The following is a 24,106-nucleotide window of genomic DNA, read 5'->3' as shown; positions in this document are numbered from 1 at the left end:
ATGTTTGCCATCCTCATATCATCTCTACACCATCCATGTGGATGGTTATAGAATGTTGCGGTGCAGCAGTCAAGGAACCCTTTTAGCGGTTTCCACTGGCGTTGCGCTATGGGTACGGAATTCAGCGGCGACATCGAGAGCAGCCTGGGACAGGAACCGCAATCCGACCAACAACAGCCGGAACAGGGCCAGGCGAGAAACAGGTGTAGGGCACGGACGAAAGTATTAAGCAGGCCGGCCACCAGGACGCTTGACAGCAGCAAGGCCAGCAATGTCAAATTTCGGCGCTCTATAGAAAACAGGATTTACACGCCGCCGATGCGCGAGCGCCACGCAGATACCGTTTTGGCGGCGTCGACCGCGACGGCCTTCACGGCCCCTTCACGGCCCATAGCAAGGGCCAACAACGGCCGTTAGAATGGGCCAGTTATGGTCTCGCTGTCACTCGTTCGTTTCTCATCCCACGAGTGCTCGAAAATATGCGCGGCCACGAGGTCGACACACCCATACAACGCGTAGTCAATATGCATCAGCTTGCGCTGGATGACATCGGGCTCGTCGAAAGGCGTGATGTGGAAAACCAGATCCGCCTCCCGACGCGCAAGGTTGTAACGGCGTGAATTGGTGACGAGCTCCACCTCTCCCTGCTTCAGCTTCCTACATTCGTTCGAGGAGGGCGAAGCTCCGCGCGATGTATGGCTTGACCCCCAGGTCATTAGCGACAGCAAGACGGTCATCGACTTTGGGCTACTGTTCCTTGCCGAATGGCATGACCATCGATGAGCTGCATGGCAGCATCCAACGAAGAGCCGCTGTCAGCGGTAAAGACGACGTTCGAATGTCCGGGCGTGGGCCTGAACGAACGTCCGTCGGTGGCCGATAGCAGCCACTTTAGCCAAGAAAAATGGGAGCCTTCGGCTCCCATTTTTATCGTTGATTAACTAACACTCAATCCCAGCTCAACGCCCCACCCGTCTGATACTCAATAACCCGAGTCTCAAAGAAATTCCGCTCCTTCTTCAAGTCAATCATCTCGGACATCCACGGGAACGGGTTCTCCTCATTCGGGAACAGCTGATCCAACCCAATCTGCTGGCACCGACGATTGCAGATAAACCGCAGATACGACTTAAACATCGGCGCATTCAGACCCAACACCCCACGCGGCATCGTGTCCTCAGCATAGCGGTACTCCAGATCAACAGCCTTCTTGAACAACTCCGTGATCTCAGCCTTGAACTCCGCCGTCCAAAGATGCGGATTCTCCAGCTTGATCTGATTAATCAGGTCGATACCAAAATTGCAGTGCAGCGACTCATCCCGCAGGATGTACTGATACTGCTCTGCCGCCCCAGTCATCTTGTTCTGCCGCCCCATCGCCAGGATCTGCGTGAAGCCCACATAGAAGAACAGCCCTTCCATGATGCAGGCGAACACGATCAGCGACTTCAGCAGCTTCTGGTCGTTTTCCGGCGTGCCGGTCTTGAACGACGGGTCGGTCAGCGTGTCGATGAACGGGATCAGGAACTCGTCCTTGTCGCGGATCGACTGCACTTCGTGGTACGCGTTGAAGATCTCGGCTTCGTTCAGGCCCAGCGATTCAACGATGTACTGGTAGGCGTGCGTGTGGATGGCCTCTTCAAAGGCCTGGCGCAGCAGGTACTGGCGGCATTCCGGCGCGGTGATCTGGCGGTAGGTGCCCAGCACGATGTTGTTGGCGGCCAGCGAGTCGGCGGTGACGAAGAAGCCAAGGTTGCGCTTGATGATGCGGCGCTCGTCTTCGGTCAGGCCGTTGGGGTCTTTCCACGTCGCGATGTCGCGCGACATGTTGATTTCCTGCGGCATCCAGTGGTTGGCGCAGCCGGCCAGGTACTTTTCCCACGCCCACTTGTACTTGAACGGGACGAGCTGGTTGACGTCGGTCGAGCCGTTGATGACGCGCTTGTCGGCAGCGTTGACGCGGCGGTTGCTTTGCGCGGCGGCGGCGTTGGGGTTGTTGCCCAGGATGCCGCCTTGCGTGGCGCTCGGCGGCAGGACGCCTTGCTGGTCAGCGGTGGCAGCCGATGCAGCGGGTTGCAGGGCAGGCTGCGGTGCGGCCTGCGGGGTGGCTTGAACGTCGTCGTCCCAGCTCAGCATGATGTGATTCTCCGTGATTCGATTGGGGGGCGCGGTGGTCAAAGATGACGGCTCACGTTGTGGTGGCGCCGGCCCTCTCCCCCGGCCCCTCTCCCGCAGGCGGGAGAGGGGAGCAAACCCCGGGGGTGGTTGATTACTTCGCTACTGCGTGATTACTGGCAGGCTTCGCACTCTTCGAAGCCAGGATCGCCCGGGCGCATCGTGCAGACCGCGCCTTCCGCTTCCGGCATGGCCGGGGCCGATGCGGCCGCTGCGTCCATGGCCGAGCCACCATCGCTACCCGACGACACCGCATTCAGCGAGCCGCGCGACACGGTCGACTTCTCCACGTGCGTGGCAGCCATGGTGCGCAGGTAGTACGTGGTCTTCAGGCCGCGCAGCCAGGCCAGCTTGTAGGTGTCGTCCAGCTTCTTGCCCGAGGCGCCGGCCATGTAGATGTTCAGGGACTGGGCCTGGTCGATCCACTTCTGGCGGCGGCTGGCGGCTTCGACCAGCCAGGTCGGCTCGACTTCGAACGCGGTGGCGTAGATGTCGCGCAGGTCTTGCGGGATGCGGTCGATGCGGGCCAGCGAGCCGTCGAAGTACTTCAGGTCGGCAACCATCACTTCGTCCCACAGGCCGCGTTCCTTCAGGTCGCGCACCAGGTAGTCATTGACCACGGTGAACTCGCCCGACAGGTTGGACTTGACGTACAGGTTCTGGAACGTCGGCTCGATGCACGCGGACACGCCGATGATGTTCGAGATCGTGGCGGTCGGCGCAATCGCGATGCAGTTCGAGTTGCGCATGCCGTGCTGCTTGATGCGGGCGCGCAGCGCGTCCCAGTCCATGGTGCTGGACAGGTCCACTTCCAGGTAGCCGCCGCGCTCTTCGGCCAGCAGCTTGAGCGAGTCTTGCGGCAGGATGCCGCGGTCCCACAGCGAGCCTTCATAGGTGCTGTAGCGGCCGCGCTCTTCGGCCAGTTCGGTCGAAGCCTGGTAGGCGTAGTAGCACACCGCTTCCATCGAGGTGTCGGCAAACTTGACGGCGGCGTCGCTGGAGTACGGCGTACGCAGCACGTGCAGGCAATCCTGGAAGCCCATGATGCCCATGCCGACCGGACGGTGGCGCAGGTTGGAATTGCGGGCCTTGTCGACAGCGTAGTAGTTGATGTCGATCACGTTGTCGAGCATGCGCATGGCGGTGCGCACGGTCTTCTGCAGCTTGGCGTGATCCAGCGCGTAGGTGCCGTCGGCTTGCTTGGTCATGTGGGCGACCAGGTTGACCGAGCCCAGGTTGCACACGGCGATCTCGCTCTCATTGGTATTGAGCGTGATTTCCGTGCACAGGTTGGAGCTGTGCACCACGCCCACGTGCTGCTGCGGGCTGCGGATGTTGCACGGATCCTTGAAGGTGATCCACGGGTGGCCGGTCTCGAACAGCATGCCCAGCATCTTGCGCCACAGTTGCAGCGCGGGCAGCTTCTTGAACAGCTTCAGTTCACCGCTGGCGGCCTTGGCTTCATAGCCGAGGTAGGCCTTCTCGAATTCCTTGCCAACCTTGTCGTGCAGGTCCGGGCAGGTGGCGGGCGAGAACAGGGTCCACTCGCCGGCTTCCATCACGCGCTTCATGAACAGGTCCGGAATCCAGTTGGCCGTGTTCATGTCGTGGGTGCGGCGGCGGTCGTCACCGGTGTTCTTGCGCAGTTCCAGGAATTCTTCGATGTCCAGGTGCCACGTTTCCAGGTAGGCGCAGACCGCGCCCTTGCGCTTGCCGCCCTGGTTCACGGCCACGGCGGTGTCGTTCACTACCTTCAGGAACGGGACCACGCCTTGCGACTTGCCATTGGTGCCCTTGATGTGCGAGCCCAGTGCGCGCACATTGGTCCAGTCATTGCCCAGGCCGCCGGCAAACTTGGACAGCAGCGCGTTTTCCTTCAGCGCTTCGTAGATGCCTTCCAGGTCGTCCGACACGGTGGTCAGGTAGCACGACGACAACTGCGAGCGGCGGGTGCCCGAGTTGAACAGGGTCGGCGTGGACGACATGAAGTCGAACGACGACAGCAGCTGGTAGAACTCGATGGCGCGCGCTTCGCGGTCTTTCTCGTTCAGCGCCAGGCCCATGGCCACGCGCATGAAGAAGGCCTGCGGCATTTCGATGCGGGTTTCATCGATATGCAGGAAGTAGCGGTCGTACAGGGTCTGCAGGCCCAGGTAGTTGAACTGGAAGTCGCGGCCGGCGTCCAGCGCCGCGCCCAGGCGGGCCAGGTCGTAGGTGGCCAGTTGCTCGTCCAGCAGCTCGGCTTGAATGCCGCGCGCGATGAACTTGGGGAAGTACTCGGCGTAGCGCGTGGCCATTTCGCTCTGGGTCACTTCCGCGCCCAGGATTTCCTTGCGGATGGTGTGCAGCAGGATACGGGCGGTGACCTGGCTGTAGTCCGGGTCCTTTTCGATCAGGGTACGCGCGGCCAGGATGGCGGAGTCGTACACCTGGGTCATCGGCACGCCTTCGTACAGATTCTTCAGGGTTTCCTTCAGGATCGGCTCGGCGCTGACGGCATTGCCCAGGCCGGAGCAGGCGTTGTCGATCAGGGCGTGCAGCGCGGCGATGTCCAGCGGATGGCTCACGCCGCCGTCGGTCACGTTGACGCTGATGCCGCCTTCCTGCACGCGGGCCACGGCCTCGGCGCTGGCGCTGGCGCGTTCTGCCTTGCGCTTCTCGCGGTACAGCACGTAGGCGCGGGCCACTTCATGCTCGCCCGAGCGCATCAGCGCCAGTTCCACGTGGTCCTGCACGTCTTCAATATGGATGGCGCCGCCGTTGGGGCGGCTGCGCACCAGCGCGCGCACCACGTTGTCAGTCAGTTGCTCAACGATCTCGCGCACGCGCGCGGAAGCGGCGCCCTGCCCGCCGTTCACGGCGAGGAAGGCCTTGGTCATGGCAACGGCGATCTTGGACGGCTCGAAAGCCACCACAGCGCCGTTGCGACGAATGATCTTGTGATCCGGGTAATTCGTATTGGCGGCGTTGGCGGGGGTCTGCTGCGCGGTCGGTGCGATACCGGCGGCGGCGCCACCCGTGGTGATTTCGTTCTGGGCCGTTTGCATGAGAACTCCTGTTTTTACCCTGGAAATAAGAGACAAAAGAGTCCCTGGCGAAATGCGGCGAAAAGAACGTCCCTCCCGGCTGGAAAGCGGGTTCGGACAGACTGCCTTTACGTGAACATTTCGCCAGGGACTCTTGTGATTCGCTGGCCTTAGAGGGAGGTTCGGGACGATGCACGAACTTCGTGATCCCCAACTGACCCCTGGGCCGGCTCCCCGGTTTGACTACTAGATATAGTGGGTGCTGCCTGAAACTGGGCTAAGTATAGTGAAACGAATGCGAATGACCAGTCTTGACAAGCGCTTTTTGGAGGGCGCAGGCGTCAGTGCGGCAGCGCCACATGCCCGCAAGCCTAGGACTCGCAAGGGTTTTCGCCAGACCGTTCGCAACTGCACATTTCACAAAAATTTTTTTGATTGTTGCGACGGTGCGATAGCCCCACACGGACGTGGGGCATCAGCGCCAGGACTGGGCGCCCTGGCGTGGGGAAAGACGTTATGAATCAGTCACCCGAGGGAGGGGCCGATCCGCAGCGATACGGCAGCATACCCGGCGGCAATGACGCTTCTGTGGCAAAGCGCTTCCAGTCGAAATGCGGGCCGGGATCGGTCTTGCGCCCCGGGGCGATGTCGCTGTGGCCGGCAATCGCGCGCACCGGGTAGGCGGCCAGCAGCGCAGGCACCAGCGCGGCCACGGTGTCGTACTGGGCCAGGGTGAACGGCAGGTCATCGCAGCCCTCGATCTCGATGCCGATGGAAAAATCATTGCAACGGGCGCGGCCGAAGAAATCGGACTGCCCGGCATGCCAGGCCCGCTGTGTGCACGGCACGAACTGCACCAGTTCACCCTCGCGGGTGACCAGGAAGTGCGCGGACACCTGCACCTGGTGGATGGTGGCAAAGAACGGGTGCTTGCCGGGATCGAGCCGGTTCTGGAAGAAGGCCTCGATGTCGCCGCTGCCGAACTGGCCCGGCGGCAGGCTGATGTTATGCAGCACCACCAGGTCCACCGGCATGCCGGCCGGGCGCGCGTCGAAGTTGGGCGACGGCACGCGGCGCGCGGCGGGGACCCAGCCGTCGGCATCGGGTAGGTAGCGGTGCGCGGGCCTGGTCATGGCGTGCCCTCGCCTTCCACGGCGCTGCGGTCGGCGGCGTCCATGGCTTCGCGGATGCCCAGCTGCTGGATGCGGTAGCGCAGCTGGCGCAGGTTCAGGCCCAGCAGCGGCGCGGCCGCGGTGCGGTTGAAGTTGGTCTGCGCCAGCGCCTGCAGGATCAGCTCGCGCTCCACGGCTTCCAGCCTGGCCGGCAGGTCGATCGGGAAGACGATGCCGCGGCAGGCACGTTCGGCGGGGTCGCCGGCAGGCTCAGCTTCGGGCGCGCTGGCCGGGGCCGGTGCCACGGGTGGCGGCTCTGCCAGGGCCGGCGCAGGCGCGGCGGCCGGCCGCACCGGCGCCCACATGCCTGTGGCGCCCCAGGGGGCGTAATAGTTTGGCGCCGTTGCCGGCGCGGGGGCATGCATCAGCCCGGCGCGCTCGGCGCCGGCGTCCAGCGGGCCCAGGTCGGCCAGCTCGATCTCTTCGCTTTCGGCAAAGGCGTAGGCGCGCTCCAGCAGGTTCTCCAGCTCGCGCACATTGCCCGGGAAGGGGTAGGCCACCAGCCGTTGCAGCGCCGGCGGTGACAGCCGCTTGGGGTGCGGGTCGCCGTAGCGCACCGCCAGGTGGTCCAGGATGGCGCGTGCCAGCACCGGGATGTCTTCCCCGCGCTCGCGCAGCGTGGGCATGCGCAGCGCCAGCACGTTCAGCCGGTAATACAAGTCCTGCCGGAACTGCCCGGCCGCCACCATCGCGGCCAGGTCCTTGTGGCTGGCGCACATCACGCGCACGTCGACGGCGTCTTCGCGGCTGGCGCCGATCTTGCGCACGCGGCGCTCCTGCAGCGCGCGCAGCAGCTTGACCTGCATCGGCAGCGGCAGGTCGGCCACCTCGTCCAGCAGCAGCGTGCCGCCGTTAGCGGCCTGGAAGAAGCCGCCGCGCTCCCCGTCGGCACCGGTGAAGGCGCCTTTGACATGGCCGAAGAACTCGGACTCCATCAGGTTCTCGGGGATGGCGCCGCAGTTGACGGCGATAAAGGGATGCGCTGCCCGCCCGCTGGTGGCATGGATGGCGCGCGCGGCGCGCTCCTTGCCGCTGCCGGATTCGCCGCTGATCACCACCGGGGCCATGCTGCGCGCCAGCCGCGACAGCGAGCGGCGCACCTCTTGCATGGCGGCGGAATGGCCGGGCAGCAGCGCCGCGGCGCGGTCGGCGGCCCGCTCGGCCGCGGCGGCTTCGGCATCGGTGCTGTCGCGCTGCTGGCGGCCCAGCGCGTTCAGCACCAGGCTGCGCAGCTGTTCCAGCGAGACCGGCTTGGCGATGTAGTCGAAGGCGCCGGCCTTGAGCGCCTCTACGGCGTTGTCGGCGCTGCCGTAGGCGGTGATGACCGCCACCGGGATGCGCTCCGGCGCGGCCGACAGCTGGCGCACGATCTCGATGCCCAGGCCGTCGCCCAGGCGCATGTCGGTCAGCACCAGGCTGTAGCGGCCCTGGGCCAGCTTCTCGCGCGCCTCGGCCAGGGAGCCGGCTAGCACCACATCATGGCCCATGCGGCGAATCGAGATGTCCAGCAGCTCGCGCAGGTCGGCCTCGTCGTCGATGACCAGGATGGGATCGGGCGCTCGGGACATTCGCGGTGGCATGGAGTGGTAGCTGGGTTGGGACAGGTCAGGCGGCGGCCGCGTCGGCGTTTTCAATGCGCAGCGTCAGCACGAAGGCCTTGGCCGGCAGTGTATCGCGCGCGGCGGGGGCCAGCATGCCGGTGCGCTCGAGCAGCGCCGGCAATGCGATGGCGCCGTAGCGCACCTGGGCGTCATTGGCGCCGCACAGCTCGCGCGCCATGAACAGCCCCAGCCCGGTGCCCTGGGCATTGCTGGTGAAGAACGGTTCGAACAGGCTGCGCTGGTGCTCGCGCGCGACTTCGGCGCCGTCGTTCCAGACGATCAGCTCGGCATGGTGCTGGTCCAGCGCATGCGCCAGCAGCCGGATCGAGCCCGGCAGCCGGCTGCAGTAGCGCCAGGCGTTGTCCAGCAGGTTGCCCAGCACCTGCTGCAGCTGCGAGGCGTCGAACACCACCGGCTGGGCCACGTCCACGGTCAGCCGGATGGCATTGGCGTTGATGTCGGCCCGGCCTGCCGGGCGGGTCTCGCCGGCCTGCGGGCGGCGCGAGCGCATTTCGGCGCGCCAGCGCTCGACGATCTCGGGCAGCGCCTGCGCCAGGTGCACGGTGCTGCGGCCGGTGCGCGGGCGGCGCGACATCTGCAGCACGTCTGAGACGACCTGGTCCAGCCGGCGCACGTTGTCGTTGATGATGCGCAGCAGGCGGGGGTCGATATCGACATCGGCGCCGCCATGGTCCTGCGCGGCGGGATCGTGCCGGCCGGAATCGCCCAGCAGCTCGCTGGCCTGGCTGATCGCCGCCAGCGGGTTGCGAATCTGGTGCGCGATGCTGGCCACCAGCCGGCCCATGGCGGCCAGCTTTTCCTGCTGCACCTGCTCGGCGATGCGTTCCCAGCTTTCGATATGGACCAGCACGGTGTCGCGCATCTCGCTGCGCAACAGCGCCTCATCCTCCTGCGACCAGGCCATGGCCTCGTTCTGGGCGATGGCCAGGCGCAGGCGCCCGGCGGCTTCGGGCGACAGTTCGCTCCAGGCGGCCGTATCCAGCGTGGCCGGCACGGTGCGGCCATGCGCCATGGTCGACCGCAATCCTGCCAGCCCCGGCAGCACAAAGCGCAGCCGCAGCCGGGTGTGCTGCATGGTGCCGTCGGCCAGCGCGGTGCCGGACGCCATCGGCAGCAGCTGCAGGATGCGCGGCACATCGTCCTTGCTGTGCAGCCAGTCGCGCAGCATCTCCATCAGCGGCTGCAGGCGCGGGATGCGGCGCAGGTCGAACAGCACAGCTTCGCCGCCCTGCCCTGCCGTACCACCGAGCCGGCGTGAGTAGATGCGCTCATGCGACTGCACGCCCAGCAGCACTACCGCCGCCGGGTTGGCCGCCACCACCGCGCCGTTGGCGCGCATCAGCATCACGCCGTCCTGCATGTCGTTGACCATCAGCCGGTTGACCAGCTGCTGCAGGCGCAGCTCCTGCTCGCGCGCCAGCGCCAGGCGCTCCTGCGCGATCTGGCGGTTGGCCAGCATATACATCAGCAGCGCCGCGATCATGAACACCAGGCCGAACAGGCCCGAGCCCAGCAGCCCGGCATCGGCCTGGCGCAGCAGGATGGTGTGCATGAAGGGCCCGCTCATCACCACCAGCGCGGAGATCGACGCGGCAAACAGCGCGAACAGCAGGCTGGTGAGCGCGCCGGCTTCCAGCGCCGGCAGCAGGAAGATCATGGCCAGGCCCTCGGCCTGCCCGCCCCGCCCCAGCACGCTGAAGACCAGCGCCAGCAGGGCGAGGTCGGCCAGCACCTGCACCCGCACGCGCAGATGGAAGTGCCGGCGCCACAGCGTGCCGGCCAGCATCGCCAGGGCAATGCCAAGATAGGGCACGGCAATGGTCATGGCCGCCGCGTGTTCGATGCCGCCCAGGCGCCAAAGGTCGAACGGCACGGGCGGGATCGCATTCGTGACGGCGGTGACGGGTGCCGGCTCGCCGCGCTGCATCAGCGCAAAGCCGACCAGCAGCAGGCCCACCGCCACGCGGGTCCAGCAGAAATAGCGCAGCAGGCGCCAGTGGAAGTCAGGCGGCTCGGGCTGGCGCCACAACTGCGCCAGGCCGCGCCAGGCGTTCAGCCGGTGCCAGCCCGACGACGCCGGCTCTGTCATGGGTGCGGGCCGCCGCTGCCGTCGCCGCCCTCGGCCCGGCTTTCGTCAGGCAGGTGGCTGCGGCGGCAGTAATGCAGGCCGCGCCAGGCAATGGCCTCGCCCTGCGGCAGGTGCACGCCGCACTGGGCGCACTGGACCATGGGTTCGGCGGTGGCATCGGCCGGGCCGGCGGCGCCAGTGCGCTGGCTGGCCTCGCGGGCCTGGCGCGCGCGGTGTTCAGCGAGCCGGGCCTCGGCCCGGGCGCGCAGCCACCAGAAGACGCCCAGCACCACGGCCAGCAGGATCAGGATACGTGCCATGGAAGATCAGAGACGATGCAGGACGACTTCAATCACGAAACGGCTGCCGACATAGGCCAGCAGCAGGATGCCGAACGAGGCGATGACCCAGCGCAGCGCCACCTTGCCGCGCCAGCCGCGGAAGATGCGCCCGGCCAGGATGCCGCCGAACATGGCCCATGAGATCAGCGCGAACACCGTCTTGTGGTCCAGCCGGAAGGCGCGGCCGAACAGCTCTTCAGAGAACAGCAGGCCCGAGCCGATGGTCAGCGTCAGCAGCACAAAGCCGGCGCCGATCAGCCGGAACAGCAGCTTCTCCAGCGTCAGCAGCGGTGGCAGCAGGTCAAGCCAGCGGCCCAGCCATTCGCTGGGTTGCTGCTCCGGCGGCCGCGCCGGCGCGTGCCGGAAGCCGTGCAGGCGCCGTTCAGCCAGCAGCATCAGGAAGGCGTGGAACGCCGCCAGCGTGAACAGCCCGTAGGCCACGTTGGCGATGATGAAATGCAGCTTGAACAGCGGCCGCGCCGCGTAGCCCAGGATCTGCGAACCGGGGAAGGCCAGCGGCATCAGGCTGGCCACCAGCGCCACCGGGATCACGATCAGGCCCAGCCCCGCCAGCGAGAAGAAGAAGCTCTCTATCCAGTAGATGCCCACGCCCAGCCACAGCATGGCCGACAGCGCAAAGGCAAAGCCGAACATCATGCGCTCGGCCGGGAAGATGGTTTCATGCAGCAGCAAGCCGTGGCTGGCCAGCGCCGCCAGCATCAGCACGTGCCACCAGGCCGGGCGCCCTTCGCCGTGCGCGCCGCCCGCCGGGGGAATGGGGCCGCCGCCGGCCACCAGCACGGCCGAGGTCGCCCCCCCTGCCTGGCCGGCAGCGGTGGCAACGCGTGGATGGCGCGTGGCCCAGCCGTGATAGGCCAGGCCGCAATAGAGAAGTGCCGTCAGGGCATACAGTACAATGACCATTTACGCAGTTTACCTTAGTGCCCACGGACGGTGGCGGCCGGTTGAACCGGTGCTCCAGGCCCGCCCCGTGTGCCGGACTGCCTCCGATTTCAGCCCCGAGCCCTGCTCCGACTTCTCCCCCGATTCCTGCCATGCTGGACAATCTCACTCAACGCCTGGCGCGTGTGGTCAAGACCATGCGCGGCGAGGCGCGCCTGACCGAGGCCAACACCGCCGAGATGCTGCGCGAAGTGCGCCTTGCCATGCTCGAAGCCGACGTGGCGCTGCCGGTCGTGCGCGAATTCGTTGCCCGCGTGAAGGAAAAGGCCATGGGCGAGGAGGTTGTCAGCAGCCTCACCCCGGGCCAGGCCCTGGTCGGCGTGGTCCAGCGCGAGCTGACCGCGGTGATCGGCGGCGCCGACGCTGCCAGCGGCAACAACAAGGAAGCCGAGCTGAACCTGGCCGTGCAGCCGCCCGCCATCATCCTGATGGCCGGCCTGCAGGGTGCCGGCAAGACCACCACCGTGGGCAAGCTGGCCAAGTGGCTCAAGGAAAACAAAAAGAAGAAGGTGCTGACGGTCTCCTGCGACGTCTACCGTCCCGCCGCTATTGCCCAGCTCAAGACCGTCTCCGAGCAGGTCGGCGCCGACTTCTTCCCGTCGCAGCCGGACCAGAAGCCCGTGGACATCGCCCGCGCGGCGGTGGACTGGGCGCGCAAGCACTACCACGACGTGCTGATCGTCGACACGGCCGGCCGGCTCGGTATCGACGAGTTGATGATGCAGGAAATCGCCGCCCTGCACGCCGAGCTGAAACCCGCCGAAACCCTGTTCGTGGTCGACGCCATGCTGGGCCAGGACGCCGTCAACACCGCCAAGGCCTTTAACGACACCCTTCCCTTGACCGGCGTGGTGCTGACCAAGCTGGACGGCGACGCGCGCGGCGGCGCGGCACTGTCGGTGCGCCATATCACCGGCCGCCCGATCAAGTTTGTCGGCGTCGGCGAGAAGCTGGACGGCCTGGAGCCCTTCTACCCCGACCGCATGGCCCAGCGCATCCTGGGCATGGGCGACATCCTCGCGCTGGTCGAGGAAGCCCAGCGCGGCGTGGACATGGAAGCGGCCGAGAAGCTGGCCAAGAAGATCAAGAAGACCGGTGACTTCGACCTGGAAGACTTCAAGGCGCAGATCGGCCAGATGAAGAAGATGGGCGGCCTGGGCAGCCTGGTCGACAAACTGCCGGCGCAGTTCGCCCAGCAGGCGCAGGGCGCCAACATGGACCAGGCCGAGAAGCAGGTGGCCCGCATGGAAGGCATCATCAACAGCATGACGCCCACCGAGCGCGCCAAGCCCGAGCTGATCAAGGCCAGCCGCAAGCGCCGCATTGCCGCGGGCGCCGGCGTGCCGGTGCAGGAAGTGAACCGCCTGCTCAACCAGTTCGACCAGATGCAGTCCATGATGAAGAAGCTCAAGGGCGGCGGCATGATGAAGATGATGCGCCAGATGGGCGCGATGAAGGGCGGCATGAAGGGCCTCTTCAACCGCTAGAATCCGTCGCCGCAACCCGACTTGCCTCCCCCGCAAAAGAACAGGACAAACATCATGATGAGCGCCGTACAGGCCCGCGAGCTGTGGGCCAACTCCGAAGAAATCGTCTCCGCCGCGGAAGTCCAGGCATCGCTGGACCGCATGGCCACGGACATCACCGCCAAGATGGGCGATGCCTTCCCGCTGGTGCTGTCGGTGATGGGCGGCGCGGTGGTCTTCACCGGCATGCTGCTGCCCAAGCTGGCCTTCCCGCTGGAGTTCGACTACATCCACCTCTCGCGCTACAACAACAAGACCGTGGGCGGCGAAATGCAGTGGCGCGTGGCCCCGCGTGAATCGGTCAAGGATCGCGTGGTGCTGGTGCTGGACGATATCCTGGATGAAGGCGAGACCATGGCCGCCATCCGCGAGCGCATCATGGATATGGGCGCCAAGGAATTCCACGCCGCCGTGCTGTGCGAGAAGACCCTCAGCAAGGCCAAGCCCATGCACCCGGACTTCTGCGGCTTTGCCGTGCCCGACCGCTATGTCTTTGGCTGCGGCATGGATGCCAAGGGGTACTGGCGCAACCTGGACGCGATCCGCGCGTTGGTGTGAATAATCTGAAGGACTGATGGTTTGCTCCCCTCTCCCGCAGGCGGGAGAGGGGAGCAAGCACGTCACGCCTGGTGCGACCCCAGGATCGGCCAGAGCGAGGCCAGCAGCAGCACCGCCATGCCGATATTGAAAGCGCGCAGCACCTTTGGCCGCGCCAGCCAGCGCCGCAGCGCCGAGCCGCACAACGCCCACATTGCTACGCTGGGCAGGTTGACCACCCCGAAGATCCCCGCCAGCAGCAGCACGTTGAGCCACAGGTTGCCGTGCAGCACGTAGGTGCTGCACGCGCCCACCGCCATCACCCACGCCTTGGGATTGACCCACTGGAACGCCGCCGCGGCCCAGAAGCCCATCGGCCGCTTGACCTGCTGGTCCTGCACGCCGCCGGCCGTGGCCAGCTTCCACGCCAGCCATATCAGGTAGACCGTCGCCACCACGCGCAGCACCTGCCAGGTCCACGGGAAGGCTTGGAACAGCGATCCCAGCCCCAGCCCGACCAGTCCCACCATCAGCGCAAAGCCAATGCTGACGCCGAGCAGGTGCGGCACCGTGCGCATGAAGCCGAAGTTCACGCCCGAGGCGAGCAGCATCGTGTTATTGGGACCGGGGGTGATCGACGACACCAGCGCAAAGCCGGCAAACGCGGCAAAGACACCGGTTCCGGCGGCGAGTTGGGACACTTCCATGACTGACTCCAGGGCGCATTCAGGGAGTCAGTCTACGGTCAGTGAGCGGTACAGTACCGGTACAATTTTGGGAATTAATACCGATACGGGACAGATATGCCGACTGGTTCAGTGCAGGGCGCGCCCGGCCCGTTCTATGGGTTCACCACGGGCAGGCTTACGCCTCGCTGCGGTACGGCCGTTCGCGCAGCCATTTGGTGGCGATCCATTTCTCGCCGGATGCCACCGGCAGGCCGGCGTGCAGCGTACGTTCATCCAGCGTGCCGTCGGGCAGCCGGTAGCTGAAGTAGACCGCGTTGCCCTTGACCGGCGCCACCTCCAGCCCCACGCGCGGGAACGCGGTGGCGCCGCCCGCCTCAGGCGTGTTCAGGTAGATCACCAGGGTGGCGATGCGCTGCCCGCCAACGGAAAGCTGCCGCGCCTCGCCCGGGCGCTGCGGGTTGAAGTAGTCGAAGTGCGGCTGGTACTCGCCGCCGGGCTTGTAGTTGAGGATCTGCAGCCCTTCGCCGTGCTCGGCGGGCACGCCGGTGACGGCGGCGATGCGCGCCTCGATGCGCGCGATCAGGGCGTGCTCGGCCACCTGGAACATCGCGCCCATGCTGGTGCGGGCATCGATCAGGTTCTCGTCGCCGGTATCGGGGTTGACCACCGGCGAGCGCGCCAGGCGGCCGCGCGACAGCGCCACCAGGGCGTCGCACTCGTCGTCGGTCAGCAGTTGCTGGAACAGCTGGACCTGCGGCGACGCCAGCCGGAACAGGATCGGAACCTGGCGGTCGCCGCCATCGGCCGCATAGACCGCGGGCGTGCCGGCGGCGGCGGCGGAGCGGGCCGGGGCGGGCCTGGCCGGCGCGGCACCATCGGCGTCTTGTGCAAAGGCCGCGGCCACGGCCCGGCGCGCAAAGGCGTCGTCATAGCCCGAGCGCAGCATCGACAGCACCAGCGCATCGGCGGCAAAGCCCTGGGCGATATGCCGGGCCAGCCATTGTTCAAGTTCGGGCGAGGATTCGGTGTAGCCGGTCTTGCCGCCGGCAACGGATGCTTCGCGGATCATGACGGATTGGCGGCGACGCGTTGCGACGAGAACGGATTGCGGGCAGGCGGCTCAGACACCGGCGCGCGCGGGCGCGACGGCGCGATCTCGGGATCGCCGGCCACGGTGACCGTGGCTTCGGAATACTGCCAGCGCTTCCACGCCGCCAGCACCGCATTGGGGTACTCGGGGCGGCCGCGGCTGCCGTTGTAGCGGCCCAGCGCCAGGTACAGGTCGCCCTGCTCGCGGTCCAGGTAGTAGCGCAGGATGGTGCAGCCGTAACGCAGGTTGCTCTGCAGGTGAAACAGCTTGCGCGAGTCGCTGTCGCCGATGGCGCGCACCCAGAACGGCATCACCTGCATCAGCCCGCGCGCACCGGCCGAGCTGATCGCGTACTTGCGGAAGTTGCTCTCGACCTGGACCAGGCCCAGCACCAGCGCGGGCTCCAGCCCGGCGCGCTTGGCCTCGTAGTAGGCCACTTCGATCAGTTCCACGCGCACCTGCGGCTCGGGGATGCGCGAGGCCAGGCGGGCGGACATCTCGCCCAGCCATTTCAGGTAGGCCAGGCGCTCGCCACCGGACGCAAACACCGGCCGCGTGGGCCGGTCATCCGCGATGGCGGCGGCCAGCGCGCCACGCACGGAATCGGCCAGGTCTTCTTCCTTTTGCGCGCCGGCGTGGGCTGCCATGGCCGCCAGGGCCAGCAGCAGCCCGCCCGCGCAACGGCGGGCGGCGTCGGTCATGCCGCGGGCGGCGCGCATGGGGCTCAGTTCGCCAGCTGGCTGCGCACGTGGCCGACCACATCGGCCACGCTGACGGCGGTGGCCTGCGCGTCGCGCCGGCCCTGGTATTCGACCTTGCCTTCCTTCAGGCCGCGGTCGCCCACCACCACGCGGTGCGGCACGCCGATCAGCTCCCAGTCGGCAAACATCACGCCCGGGCGCTCGCCGCGGTCGTCCAGGATGACGTCCACGCCGGCGGCCAGCAGCTCGGCATGGATGCGGTCGGCCTCGGCCCTGACGGCTTCGGAGCGGTCGTAGCCCACCGGGCAGATCACCACCGCGAACGGCGCGATCGCGGCCGGCCAGATGATGCCGCGCTCATCGAAGTTCTGCTCGATCGCCGCGCCCAGGATACGGGTGACGCCGATGCCATAACAGCCCATCTGCATCGGCTGGGTCTTGCCGTTCTCGTCCAGGAAGGTGGCGTTCATGGACTCGGAATAGCGCGTGCCGAGCATGAACACGTGGCCCACCTCGATGCCGCGGCAGATTTCCAGCGTGCCCTGGCCGTCCGGCGAGGCGTCGCCGGCGACCACGTTGCGCAGGTCGGCCACGACCGGCTCGGGCAGGTCGCGGCCCCAGTTGACGCCGGTGTAGTGGTAGTCGCGGTAGTTGGCGCCGCAGACGAAGTCGCTCATGTTGGCGACGGTGCGGTCGGCCACCACCTTGACCGGCTTCTTCATGCCGATCGGGCCCAGGTAGCCCGGCGGCGAGCCGAAGGCGTCGACGATCTCGTTCTCGGTGGCAAAGCGGAAGTCGGCCAGGCCCGGCACCTTGGAGGCCTTGACCTCGTTCAGCTCATGGTCGGCACGGATCAGCAGCAGCCAGATCTCGGCGCCGGCTTCGGTATCCTTGGCCAGCACGATCGACTTTACATTGCGCTCCAGCGGAACGTTCAGGAATTCGGCCACCTGCTCGCATTTGACCTTTTCCGGGGTGAAGGTCTTGACCAGATCCTCCTTGGGCGCGGCGCGCTCGGCCAGCAGCGGCAGCGCCTCGGCGGCCTCCATGTTGGCGGCGTAGTCCGAGGTCGGGCAGTAGACGATGGCGTCTTCGCCGGTCTCGGCGATCACATGGAACTCATGCGAGCCCGAGCCGCCGATGGCGCCGTTGTCGGCCGCCACGGCGCGGAATTCCAGGCCAAAGCGGCGAAAGATACGCACGTAGGTGTCGTACATGTTCTCGTACGACTTGCGCAGGCCGTCCGCGTCGCGGTCGAAGGAATAGGCATCCTTCATGGTGAACTCGCGGCCGCGCATGATGCCGAAGCGCGGCCGGCGCTCGTCGCGGAACTTGATCTGGATCTGGTAGAAATTGACCGGCAGCTGCTTGTAGCTGCGGATTTCCGAGCGGGCGATGTCGGTCACCACCTCTTCCGAGGTCGGCTGGACCGCGAAGTCGCGCTCATGGCGGTCCTTCAGGCGCAGCAGTTCGGGGCCCATCTTGTCCCAGCGGCCGGTTTCCTGCCACAGTTCGGCCGGCTGGATCACCGGCATGGACAGCTCCACCGCGCCAGCGCGGTTCATTTCCTCGCGGACGATGTTCTCCACCTTGCGGATCACGCGCAGCCCGATCGGCATGTAGTTGTAGATGCCGGCGCCCAGCTTCTTGATCATGCCGGCGCGCATCATCAGCTTGTGCGAAACGATTTCCGCGTCGGCGGGCGCTTCCTTGAGGGTGGAAATGAAGAATTGCGAGGCTTTCATCCGTAATTTCTCTCTGGGCCGCCGGGTTCGGGAAAATCCGTCCCGGCAAAATCCGGGGGCCGGCGGCACTGAATTGTGTGCACGCGCCTGAAACTGCCCTTCCGCTCGGGGAAAACCAGCATCCCCCGGTCCGGGCCCGGCTGCGCGCTTCCTTTATAATCAGCGTAATTCTAAAGGATTCGAGGTGCAGTCATGCTCGATCGTGAAGGCTTTCGCCCGAACGTCGGCATCATCCTCCTCAACGCACGAAACGAGGTTTTCTGGGGCAAGCGAATCGGCGAACACTCCTGGCAGTTCCCGCAAGGTGGCATCAAGTACGGCGAAACGCCGGAACAGGCCATGTACCGCGAACTGCATGAGGAAATCGGCCTGCTTCCGGAGCACGTCAGGATCGTCGGTCGCACGCGCGACTGGCTGCGTTACGAGGTGCCGGACAAGTTCATCCGCCGCGAGATCCGCGGCCACTACAAGGGCCAGAAACAAATCTGGTTCCTGCTACGCATGGCCGGCAGGGACTGTGATATCCATCTGCGTGCCACCGAGCACCCTGAGTTCGACGCCTGGCGCTGGAGTCATTACTGGGTGCCGCTGGAGGCGGTGATCGAGTTCAAGCGCGATGTCTACCAGTTGGCGCTGACGGAGCTGTCCCGCTTCCTGAACCGGCACGCGCGTGTGCCGCTGAGTCCCTATGGCACACACGGGACGCATGGCCCCCACGGCATGCATGGCCGCCACGGCGGACCGCGCAGCCAGGCGCTCAGCCGCGCCCAGCAGGCGCAGCAGGCCGACGCCGACTGCAATGCCGAGGCCGAGCACGCGACCGAGCACGATTCACCGGCAACGCCGGTTTCCACCTCACGGAGCACTGATGACTAGTTTCACCGGCCTGGGCCGCCGCCGCGGCCTGACCGCTGCCGGAATGCTGATTGCCGCGGCCAGCCTTGCGCTGGCCGGCTGCAAGACCACCGGCAAGGAGATGGCGGAGGAAGAAAGCACCTGGCTCAACCCGTTCGCGCCCAAGACCTTTGAAGAGGCCAAGGCCATGCTGCCGGCACCGCCGCAGGACGCCAACCTGATCCCGTTCTCGGTGGCGGGCACCGGCTCGCTGTCGTTCGCGGTCGACGGCAAGTCGGTCTCGGTCGGCAAGGACAATGTGGTGCGCTACACGGTCGTCACCACCAGCCAGAGCGGCGCGCGCAACGTGACCTTCGAAGGCCTGCGCTGCGATGCGTTCGAGCGCAAGCTCTACGCCACGCTGCCCAAGGGCGCGACGGAATGGGTGGCCAACAGCAGCGACTACGGCGAGACCTGGCACCGCATGGAGACTGGCGTGCGCAATGCCTACGCCGCCACGCTGGCGATCGATTTCTTCTGCGAGGGCCGTACCGTGGCCGGCACTGCCGACGCCATGGTGCGCGACCTGCAGTCGCGCGCGCCGCACAAGCGCTGAAGCGCGCAGGGTCCACATAAAAAACGGCGGGACTGCCTGGCAGCCCCGCCGTTTTTATTTGCGCCTGGCCTTTGCGCCGGGATGCCGGGTCAGACCAGCACCAGGTTGTCGCGATGGATCAGTTCGGGCTCATTCAGGTGCCCCAGCACGGACTCGATCTCGGACGAGGGCTTGCGCGCAATCAGCCGCGCCTCGGCGCTGGAATAGTTGGTGATGCCGCGCGCCACCTCATGCCCCTGCGCATTGACGCAGGCGATCACCTCACCGCGCGCAAACTCGCCCTGCACTTCCACCACGCCGATCGGCAGCAGCGACTTGCCGCCACTGGTGAGCTTCTCGACCGCGCCGTTGTCGATCACGACCCGGCCGCGCAGTTGCAGGTGGTCGGCCATCCATTGCTTGCGCGCCGTGAGCCGCCCGGTCGGCGCCAGCAGCTGGGTGCCGATGGCCTCGCCCGCGGCCAGTCGCTCCAGCACGTTGGCCTCGCGCCCGGAGGCGATGGTGGTGTGGGCACCGGACTTGGCCGCGCGCTTGGCCGCCAGAATCTTGGTCAGCATGCCGCCGCGGCCAATCGACGTGCCGGCGCCGCCGGCCATGGCTTCCAGCTCGGGGGTGCCGGCCAGGGCCTCGTCCACGAACTGCGCGGCCGGGTCCTTGCGCGGATCGGCGGTGTACAGGCCGCGCTGGTCGGTCAGGATCACCAGCGCGTCGCCTTCGATCAGGTTGGTCACCAGCGCGCCCAGCGTGTCGTTGTCGCCGAACTTGATTTCGTCGGTGACCACGGTGTCGTTCTCGTTGATGATCGGCACCACGCCCAGGGACAGCAGCGTGAGCAGGGTCGAGCGGGCGTTGAGGTAGCGTTCGCGGTCGGCCAGGTCGGCGTGGGTCAGCAGCACCTGCGCGGTGCGGATGCCGTAGCGGCCGAACTGGCTTTCATAGACCTGCGCCAGGCCCATCTGGCCGACGGCGGCGGCAGCCTGGAGCTCATGGATTTCCTTCGGGCGGCGCACCCAGCCCAGGCGCTGCATGCCTTCGGCGATGGCGCCGGAGCTGACCAGCACCACTTCCTTGCCGGCTACGCGCAGCTTGGCGATCTGGGCCGCCCAGCGGGCGATGGCGTCGTGATCCAGCCCCTTGCCGTCGTTGGTGACCAGGCTGGAGCCGACTTTGACGACGATGCGCTTTGCCTGCGCGATGACCGATTGCATGGCGGGAATCCTGTCTCCCGGGCAGCCGGCGGCGGGCGCCGCGCCCGAATTGTCCGTGGGTATTCTTCTGTGGTGGGGCGCGCCGGCGGCGGCCCCTTGCTTATGCCTCGCGCTCGCCCTGGTCGACGTTGTGCAGGCGCTCGTCCAGGCGGATGTCCGGCTCGGCCAGCGCCGCAGCCTCTGCGGCCTTGATCGCCTGCAAATGGTCCTTGATCGCGTAGATCAGGTCGCGACAGTTTTCACCAGTCAGCGCCGAAATCTGGAACACCGGTCCCTTCCACTTGTAGCGCTTGAGGAAGTCCTTCACCTTCGCGGCGCGCTCTTCCTCCGGAACCATGTCGAGCTTGTTCAGCACCAGCCAGCGCGGCTTGTCATGCAGCGTTTCGTCGTACTTCTTCAGCTCGTTGACGATGGCCTTGGCTTCGGCGACCGGATCGACCGCCTCGTCGAACGGGGCCAGGTCGACAATATGCAGCAGCAGGCCGGTGCGCTGCAGGTGGCGCAGGAACTGGTGGCCCAGGCCCGCGCCTTCGGCCGCGCCTTCAATCAGGCCGGGGATGTCCGCGACCACGAACGATTGCTCATGGTCCACGCGCACCACGCCCAGGTTAGGGTGGAGCGTGGTGAACGGGTAGTCCGCGACCTTTGGGCGCGCATTGGAAATATGCGAGATAAAGGTCGACTTGCCGGCGTTGGGCATGCCCAGCAGGCCGACATCGGCCAGCACCTTCAGCTCGAGCTTGAGCATGCGCCGCTCGCCCGGCTTGCCGTCCACTTGCTGGCGCGGCGCGCGGTTGGTACTGGACTTGAAATGCAGGTTGCCCCAGCCGCCCATGCCGCCTTCAGCGAGGCACACGCGCTGGCCGTGCTCAGTCAGGTCGGCGATCACTTCGCCGGTGTCCATGTCGGCAATCAGCGTGCCCACCGGCATGCGCAGCGTGACGTCTTCGCCAGCCGCGCCATAGCAGTCGGAGCCACGGCCGTTCTCGCCGTTGCGCGCCACGTGCTTCTTGGCGTAGCGGAAGTCGATCAGCGTATTGATATTGCGGTCCGCCACCGCGAACACGCTGCCGCCGCGGCCGCCATCGCCTCCATCCGGGCCGCCGAAGGGCACAAACTTCTCGCGCCGGAACGAGGCGCTGCCATTGCCGCCGTTGCCGGCGATGGCTTCGATTCGGGCTTCGTCTATGAACTTCATGATGATGGGTTTCCGTGATGGATCGGCGGATCAGCGGCTGGAAGCCACCAACCGGGCTGGCGAACTGACATTGTCGCCAGAAAAGAAAAGGCCCCGCAAGCGTTGCGGGGCCTTCATCCTGCAAAGGCTGTTATCAGGCCGCCGGAACGACGCTGACTTGCTGCTTCTTGGCAGGGCCCTTGACGGCGAACTGCACGTGGCCGTCCACCAGGGCAAACAGCGTGTGGTCCTTGCCCACGCCGACGTTGTCGCCGGCATGCACGCGGGTACCGCGTTGGCGGATGATGATGCCGCCGGCGTTGATGGCCTGGCCACCAAACACCTTCACGCCCAGACGCTTCGATTCGGAATCACGGCCGTTCCGCGTGGAACCGCCGCCTTTTTTCTGTGCCATGTCTTACTCCTGTCGCTTTACCTGGTTACGCTCGATCGATCAGGCAACGATCGCTTCGATGCGCAGTTCGGTGTAATTCTGACGATGGCCTTGACGCTTCTGGTAGTGCTTGCGACGGCGCATCTTGAAGATCTTCACTTTGTCGTGACGACCTTGGGAGATAACGGTAGCCTTGACGGAAGCCCCGCTAACCAGCGGCGTACCAAACTTGATTTGGTCGCCGGCGCCCACTGCGAGCACCTGGTCGAGCGTGATTTCTGCGCCAATGTCTGCCGGTATCTGTTCTACTTTCAGTTTTTCGCCAGCAGCAACCTTGTATTGCTTGCCGCCGGTTTTTACGACCGCGTACATTGTCGAACCTCTCGGATGTGAATAAAACGCCGTATGCCGGCACTGGCGCACCCTGCGCGGCCGGTCAACTGCACGGCCTGGCGCCTGGATGGGCTCAATGCGGCCCGGTTATCTCCCGCCGGCCAGAACCCGCAAAGCGAGCGCAGCTACCGGAGGAAACCTGGAATTGTAAACGAGATCGGGGAAAAGCGCAAAGAAAACAGGCACATAGCCTGTGTGCGGCGGCATCGCCACAATGAGACCACGCCCTGGCTCAGGTCAGGTCGGCGAGCAGGAACCCTGCCAGTGCCGCAAACGCCACCCAAAGGGCGGTGCGGCGCAGGTGGCGGCGAGGCGCGAACTTGTTCATGGCTGCATTATAGATGCGCGCCTTGCGAACCCCCTGAGCCCATACCTGAGCGCGAATCTTTAGAAGCGCGCCATACGTAGAACGCCACGCGCATCGCATATAATCGTCCGGTTTTGCGTAACGGTGATCATCTTGCCCCAGCCTTCCGCCACTGCCTTGCTTGCCCCGGTCGCTGCAGACATGCGCGCGGTCGATGCTGTTATCCGCCAGCGGCTGTCTTCTGAAGTCCCCCTGATCGAGCAGATCGGCGAATACATCATCGGTGCCGGCGGCAAGCGCCTGCGCCCGGTGATCCTGCTGCTGACAGCGCGCGCGATGGGCTACGACGGCAATCGCCACCATGAGCTGGCCGCCGTCGTGGAGTTCATCCACACCGCCACCCTGCTGCACGACGACGTGGTCGACGAGTCCGAGCTGCGGCGCGGGCGCGATACCGCCAATGCCGTGTTCGGCAACGCCGCCAGCGTGCTGGTGGGCGACTTTCTCTATTCGCGCGCGTTCCAGATGATGGTCGATGCCGGCAGCATGCGCATCATGGAGATCCTGTCCAACGCGACCAACGTGATCGCCGAGGGCGAGGTCCTGCAGCTGCTGAACATGCACGACCCCGACGTCACCGTCGAGCGCTACCTGCAGGTGATCCGCTACAAGACCGCCAAGCTGTTCGAGGCCGCGGCCCAGCTCGGCGCCGTGCTGGCCGGCGCCGACGCCCGGATGGAAGAAGCCGCGGCCGAATACGGCCGCCGCATCGGCACCGCCTTCCAGCTGATCGACGACATGCTCGACTACACCGCCAGCGCGGAGCAGATGGGCAAGAATGCCGGCGACGATCTGCGTGAAGGCAAACCCACGCTGCCGCTGCTGCACCTGCTCGAGCACGGCACCGCCGAGCAACGCCAGCTGGCGCGCGATGCCATCGTCCAGGGCGGGACCGAGCACTTCGACGCCGTGTTCGCGGCCATCCACGCCAGCGGCGCGCTGGACGTCACCTTCGAAGCCGCACGGCGCGAGGCTGAAGCCGCCGAACAAGCGGCACGGCAGTTCCCGCCGTCGGAACTGAAGGAAACCCTGATCCAGCTCTGCGCGTTCTCATTGCAACGGCAGTCCTGACGCAACTGCGGGGAAGGCAGCGGAAGCGGGCTGAACGGCGATTTTCCTCGCCCTCTTCCATTCCCCAAAAAACACTGCTAAACTTACTTTCTTTGCTGCAGACGGTCAAACGGCTGCCAGCAAACCAAATCGGGGTGTAGCTTAGCCTGGTAGAGCGCTACGTTCGGGACGTAGAGGCCGGAGGTTCGAATCCTCTCACCCCGACCAAACAAAAAATGGAAAAGCCTAGGTGAATCAAGCACTTAGGCTTTTTTACTTTGGATCGTCATTCATGTCGGTTCAAAGCAAATTCTCCTCCTCGTTGTCCCAAGGTTGTCCCAAGCGCTCGATGTCGTTATGACTCGGTGGCCCGGCTTACGCCTTGACCAGCGCTGTGCATTTATCCATACTG

The 24,106-nt window shown here is 65.9% G+C and carries 21 protein-coding genes, 1 tRNA gene and 1 pseudogene; 7 read left to right on the top strand and 16 right to left on the bottom strand.

The window, feature by feature from the left end; translation table 11 throughout:
* Positions 1-485: 485 nt before the first annotated feature.
* Positions 486-638, bottom strand: a pseudogene (locus A3A5_RS41215) (LysR family transcriptional regulator); the annotation flags it as partial.
* 150 nt (positions 639-788) lie between these two features.
* Here A3A5_RS41215 and A3A5_RS43195 point away from each other — a divergent pair.
* Positions 789-941 carry a hypothetical protein gene (locus A3A5_RS43195; RefSeq protein WP_157637194.1) on the top strand — a complete coding sequence of 51 codons (153 nt, stop codon included), beginning with the start codon at positions 789-791 and terminating at the stop codon, positions 939-941.
* Positions 942-948: 7 nt separating this feature from the next.
* Here the strand turns inward: A3A5_RS43195 and A3A5_RS0111305 are convergent, their stop codons facing one another.
* From A3A5_RS0111305 to A3A5_RS0111275, 7 genes are all read right to left on the bottom strand, one after another.
* Positions 949-2,136 (bottom strand): ribonucleotide-diphosphate reductase subunit beta, encoded by a 1,188-nt coding sequence (locus tag A3A5_RS0111305; RefSeq protein ID WP_018310684.1) that lies wholly within the window; start codon positions 2,134-2,136, stop codon positions 949-951.
* A gap of 152 nt (positions 2,137-2,288) precedes the next feature.
* Positions 2,289-5,222 carry a ribonucleoside-diphosphate reductase subunit alpha gene (locus A3A5_RS0111300; protein WP_018310683.1) on the bottom strand — a complete coding sequence of 978 codons (2,934 nt, stop codon included), beginning with the start codon at positions 5,220-5,222 and terminating at the stop codon, positions 2,289-2,291.
* 500 nt (positions 5,223-5,722) lie between these two features.
* Positions 5,723-6,334: a 1,6-anhydro-N-acetylmuramyl-L-alanine amidase AmpD gene (gene ampD, locus A3A5_RS0111295; RefSeq protein WP_018310682.1), complete on the bottom strand. Its 612-nt coding sequence runs from the start codon at positions 6,332-6,334 to the stop codon at positions 5,723-5,725.
* Positions 6,331-7,953: a sigma-54 dependent transcriptional regulator gene (locus A3A5_RS0111290; protein WP_081623864.1), complete on the bottom strand. Its 1,623-nt coding sequence runs from the start codon at positions 7,951-7,953 to the stop codon at positions 6,331-6,333. Before A3A5_RS0111290 ends, ampD begins: the two co-directional genes overlap by 4 nt.
* Positions 7,954-7,978: 25 nt before the next feature.
* Positions 7,979-10,084 (bottom strand): sensor histidine kinase, encoded by a 2,106-nt coding sequence (locus A3A5_RS0111285; protein WP_018310680.1) that lies wholly within the window; start codon positions 10,082-10,084, stop codon positions 7,979-7,981.
* Entirely contained in the window at positions 10,081-10,383 is a 303-nt protein-coding gene (locus tag A3A5_RS0111280) for a PP0621 family protein (RefSeq protein ID WP_018310679.1), read from the bottom strand. Before A3A5_RS0111280 ends, A3A5_RS0111285 begins: the two co-directional genes overlap by 4 nt.
* Before the next feature lie 6 nt (positions 10,384-10,389).
* Positions 10,390-11,328 carry an inner membrane protein YpjD gene (locus A3A5_RS0111275; protein ID WP_018310678.1) on the bottom strand — a complete coding sequence of 313 codons (939 nt, stop codon included), beginning with the start codon at positions 11,326-11,328 and terminating at the stop codon, positions 10,390-10,392.
* A gap of 131 nt (positions 11,329-11,459) precedes the next feature.
* On the opposite strand from A3A5_RS0111275, the gene ffh reads away from it, so the two are divergent.
* The gene (gene ffh / locus A3A5_RS0111270) at positions 11,460-12,854 is read left to right on the top strand and encodes a signal recognition particle protein (protein ID WP_013958043.1); all 1,395 of its coding nucleotides are present in this window, start codon (positions 11,460-11,462) and stop codon (positions 12,852-12,854) included.
* Positions 12,855-12,908: 54 nt separating this feature from the next.
* Positions 12,909-13,451 carry a hypoxanthine-guanine phosphoribosyltransferase gene (locus tag A3A5_RS0111265; protein ID WP_018310677.1) on the top strand — a complete coding sequence of 181 codons (543 nt, stop codon included), beginning with the start codon at positions 12,909-12,911 and terminating at the stop codon, positions 13,449-13,451.
* A gap of 62 nt (positions 13,452-13,513) precedes the next feature.
* Here the strand turns inward: A3A5_RS0111265 and A3A5_RS0111260 are convergent, their stop codons facing one another.
* The 4 genes from A3A5_RS0111260 to A3A5_RS0111245 all read right to left on the bottom strand — a co-directional run bounded on the left by A3A5_RS0111260 (position 13,514) and on the right by A3A5_RS0111245 (position 17,655).
* Positions 13,514-14,137: a LysE family translocator gene (locus A3A5_RS0111260; RefSeq protein WP_018310676.1), complete on the bottom strand. Its 624-nt coding sequence runs from the start codon at positions 14,135-14,137 to the stop codon at positions 13,514-13,516.
* Between the two features lie 157 nt (positions 14,138-14,294).
* Positions 14,295-15,188: a 2OG-Fe(II) oxygenase gene (locus A3A5_RS0111255; RefSeq protein ID WP_018310675.1), complete on the bottom strand. Its 894-nt coding sequence runs from the start codon at positions 15,186-15,188 to the stop codon at positions 14,295-14,297.
* The gene (locus A3A5_RS0111250; protein ID WP_018310674.1) at positions 15,185-15,928 is read right to left on the bottom strand and encodes a lytic transglycosylase domain-containing protein; all 744 of its coding nucleotides are present in this window, start codon (positions 15,926-15,928) and stop codon (positions 15,185-15,187) included. The genes A3A5_RS0111255 and A3A5_RS0111250 overlap by 4 nt, the downstream gene beginning before the upstream one ends.
* A gap of 5 nt (positions 15,929-15,933) precedes the next feature.
* Entirely contained in the window at positions 15,934-17,655 is a 1,722-nt protein-coding gene (locus A3A5_RS0111245) for a proline--tRNA ligase (protein WP_018310673.1), read from the bottom strand.
* A gap of 192 nt (positions 17,656-17,847) precedes the next feature.
* Between A3A5_RS0111245 and A3A5_RS0111240 the strand changes: the two genes are divergently transcribed.
* Positions 17,848-18,531 carry an RNA pyrophosphohydrolase gene (locus A3A5_RS0111240; RefSeq protein WP_013958052.1) on the top strand — a complete coding sequence of 228 codons (684 nt, stop codon included), beginning with the start codon at positions 17,848-17,850 and terminating at the stop codon, positions 18,529-18,531.
* Positions 18,524-19,105 (top strand): CNP1-like family protein, encoded by a 582-nt coding sequence (locus A3A5_RS0111235; protein WP_018310672.1) that lies wholly within the window; start codon positions 18,524-18,526, stop codon positions 19,103-19,105. The genes A3A5_RS0111240 and A3A5_RS0111235 overlap by 8 nt, the downstream gene beginning before the upstream one ends.
* An 89-nt stretch (positions 19,106-19,194) precedes the next feature.
* On the opposite strand, the gene proB is transcribed toward A3A5_RS0111235, so the two are convergent.
* The 4 genes from proB to rplU form a co-directional block, all read right to left on the bottom strand.
* Entirely contained in the window at positions 19,195-20,313 is a 1,119-nt protein-coding gene (proB, locus tag A3A5_RS0111230; RefSeq protein ID WP_018310671.1) for a glutamate 5-kinase, read from the bottom strand.
* A gap of 100 nt (positions 20,314-20,413) precedes the next feature.
* Positions 20,414-21,511: a GTPase ObgE gene (gene obgE / locus A3A5_RS0111225; RefSeq protein WP_018310670.1), complete on the bottom strand. Its 1,098-nt coding sequence runs from the start codon at positions 21,509-21,511 to the stop codon at positions 20,414-20,416.
* A 133-nt stretch (positions 21,512-21,644) separates the two neighbouring features.
* Positions 21,645-21,905, bottom strand: coding sequence for a 50S ribosomal protein L27 (gene rpmA / locus A3A5_RS0111220; protein ID WP_010814747.1), 261 nt, complete (start codon positions 21,903-21,905; stop codon positions 21,645-21,647).
* Between the two features lie 39 nt (positions 21,906-21,944).
* On the bottom strand, positions 21,945-22,256 hold the full coding sequence (gene rplU, locus A3A5_RS0111215; RefSeq protein WP_006576525.1) for a 50S ribosomal protein L21: 312 nt from the start codon (positions 22,254-22,256) through the stop codon (positions 21,945-21,947).
* Between the two features lie 529 nt (positions 22,257-22,785).
* On the opposite strand from rplU, the gene ispB reads away from it, so the two are divergent.
* The gene (gene ispB, locus A3A5_RS0111205; protein ID WP_018310668.1) at positions 22,786-23,715 is read left to right on the top strand and encodes an octaprenyl diphosphate synthase; all 930 of its coding nucleotides are present in this window, start codon (positions 22,786-22,788) and stop codon (positions 23,713-23,715) included.
* A 130-nt stretch (positions 23,716-23,845) separates the two neighbouring features.
* Positions 23,846-23,922, top strand: a tRNA-Pro gene (locus A3A5_RS0111200).
* Positions 23,923-24,106: the final 184 nt, after the last annotated feature.

Origin of the sequence: Cupriavidus sp. UYPR2.512 (assembly GCF_000379565.1) — a bacterium.
Classification (GTDB): Bacteria; Pseudomonadota; Gammaproteobacteria; order Burkholderiales; family Burkholderiaceae; genus Cupriavidus.
This window is presented reverse-complemented; position numbering and strand designations above follow the sequence as displayed.

Excerpts from the sequence above, each read along its gene's own strand:
- A3A5_RS0111250 (WP_018310674.1), bottom strand. The coding sequence starts at position 15,928 with ATGCGCGCCGCCCGCGGCATGACCGACGCCGCCCGCCGTTGCGCGGGC.
- A3A5_RS0111260 (WP_018310676.1), bottom strand. The coding sequence starts at position 14,137 with ATGGAAGTGTCCCAACTCGCCGCCGGAACCGGTGTCTTTGCCGCGTTT.
- A3A5_RS0111290 (WP_081623864.1), bottom strand. The coding sequence starts at position 7,953 with ATGCCACCGCGAATGTCCCGAGCGCCCGATCCCATCCTGGTCATCGAC.
- A3A5_RS0111280 (WP_018310679.1), bottom strand. The coding sequence starts at position 10,383 with ATGGCACGTATCCTGATCCTGCTGGCCGTGGTGCTGGGCGTCTTCTGG.
- rpmA (WP_010814747.1), bottom strand. The coding sequence starts at position 21,905 with ATGGCACAGAAAAAAGGCGGCGGTTCCACGCGGAACGGCCGTGATTCC.
- A3A5_RS0111235 (WP_018310672.1), top strand. The coding sequence starts at position 18,524 with ATGACTAGTTTCACCGGCCTGGGCCGCCGCCGCGGCCTGACCGCTGCC.
- ispB (WP_018310668.1), top strand. The coding sequence starts at position 22,786 with ATGCGCGCGGTCGATGCTGTTATCCGCCAGCGGCTGTCTTCTGAAGTC.
- rplU (WP_006576525.1), bottom strand. The coding sequence starts at position 22,256 with ATGTACGCGGTCGTAAAAACCGGCGGCAAGCAATACAAGGTTGCTGCT.
- A3A5_RS0111305 (WP_018310684.1), bottom strand. The coding sequence starts at position 2,136 with ATGCTGAGCTGGGACGACGACGTTCAAGCCACCCCGCAGGCCGCACCG.
- proB (WP_018310671.1), bottom strand. The coding sequence starts at position 20,313 with ATGCAATCGGTCATCGCGCAGGCAAAGCGCATCGTCGTCAAAGTCGGC.
- A3A5_RS0111245 (WP_018310673.1), bottom strand. The coding sequence starts at position 17,655 with ATGAAAGCCTCGCAATTCTTCATTTCCACCCTCAAGGAAGCGCCCGCC.
- A3A5_RS0111285 (WP_018310680.1), bottom strand. The coding sequence starts at position 10,084 with ATGACAGAGCCGGCGTCGTCGGGCTGGCACCGGCTGAACGCCTGGCGC.
- A3A5_RS0111240 (WP_013958052.1), top strand. The coding sequence starts at position 17,848 with ATGCTCGATCGTGAAGGCTTTCGCCCGAACGTCGGCATCATCCTCCTC.
- A3A5_RS0111255 (WP_018310675.1), bottom strand. The coding sequence starts at position 15,188 with ATGATCCGCGAAGCATCCGTTGCCGGCGGCAAGACCGGCTACACCGAA.
- ffh (WP_013958043.1), top strand. The coding sequence starts at position 11,460 with ATGCTGGACAATCTCACTCAACGCCTGGCGCGTGTGGTCAAGACCATG.
- A3A5_RS43195 (WP_157637194.1), top strand. The coding sequence starts at position 789 with ATGGCAGCATCCAACGAAGAGCCGCTGTCAGCGGTAAAGACGACGTTC.
- A3A5_RS0111265 (WP_018310677.1), top strand. The coding sequence starts at position 12,909 with ATGATGAGCGCCGTACAGGCCCGCGAGCTGTGGGCCAACTCCGAAGAA.
- ampD (WP_018310682.1), bottom strand. The coding sequence starts at position 6,334 with ATGACCAGGCCCGCGCACCGCTACCTACCCGATGCCGACGGCTGGGTC.
- A3A5_RS0111300 (WP_018310683.1), bottom strand. The coding sequence starts at position 5,222 with ATGCAAACGGCCCAGAACGAAATCACCACGGGTGGCGCCGCCGCCGGT.
- A3A5_RS0111275 (WP_018310678.1), bottom strand. The coding sequence starts at position 11,328 with ATGGTCATTGTACTGTATGCCCTGACGGCACTTCTCTATTGCGGCCTG.
- obgE (WP_018310670.1), bottom strand. The coding sequence starts at position 21,511 with ATGAAGTTCATAGACGAAGCCCGAATCGAAGCCATCGCCGGCAACGGC.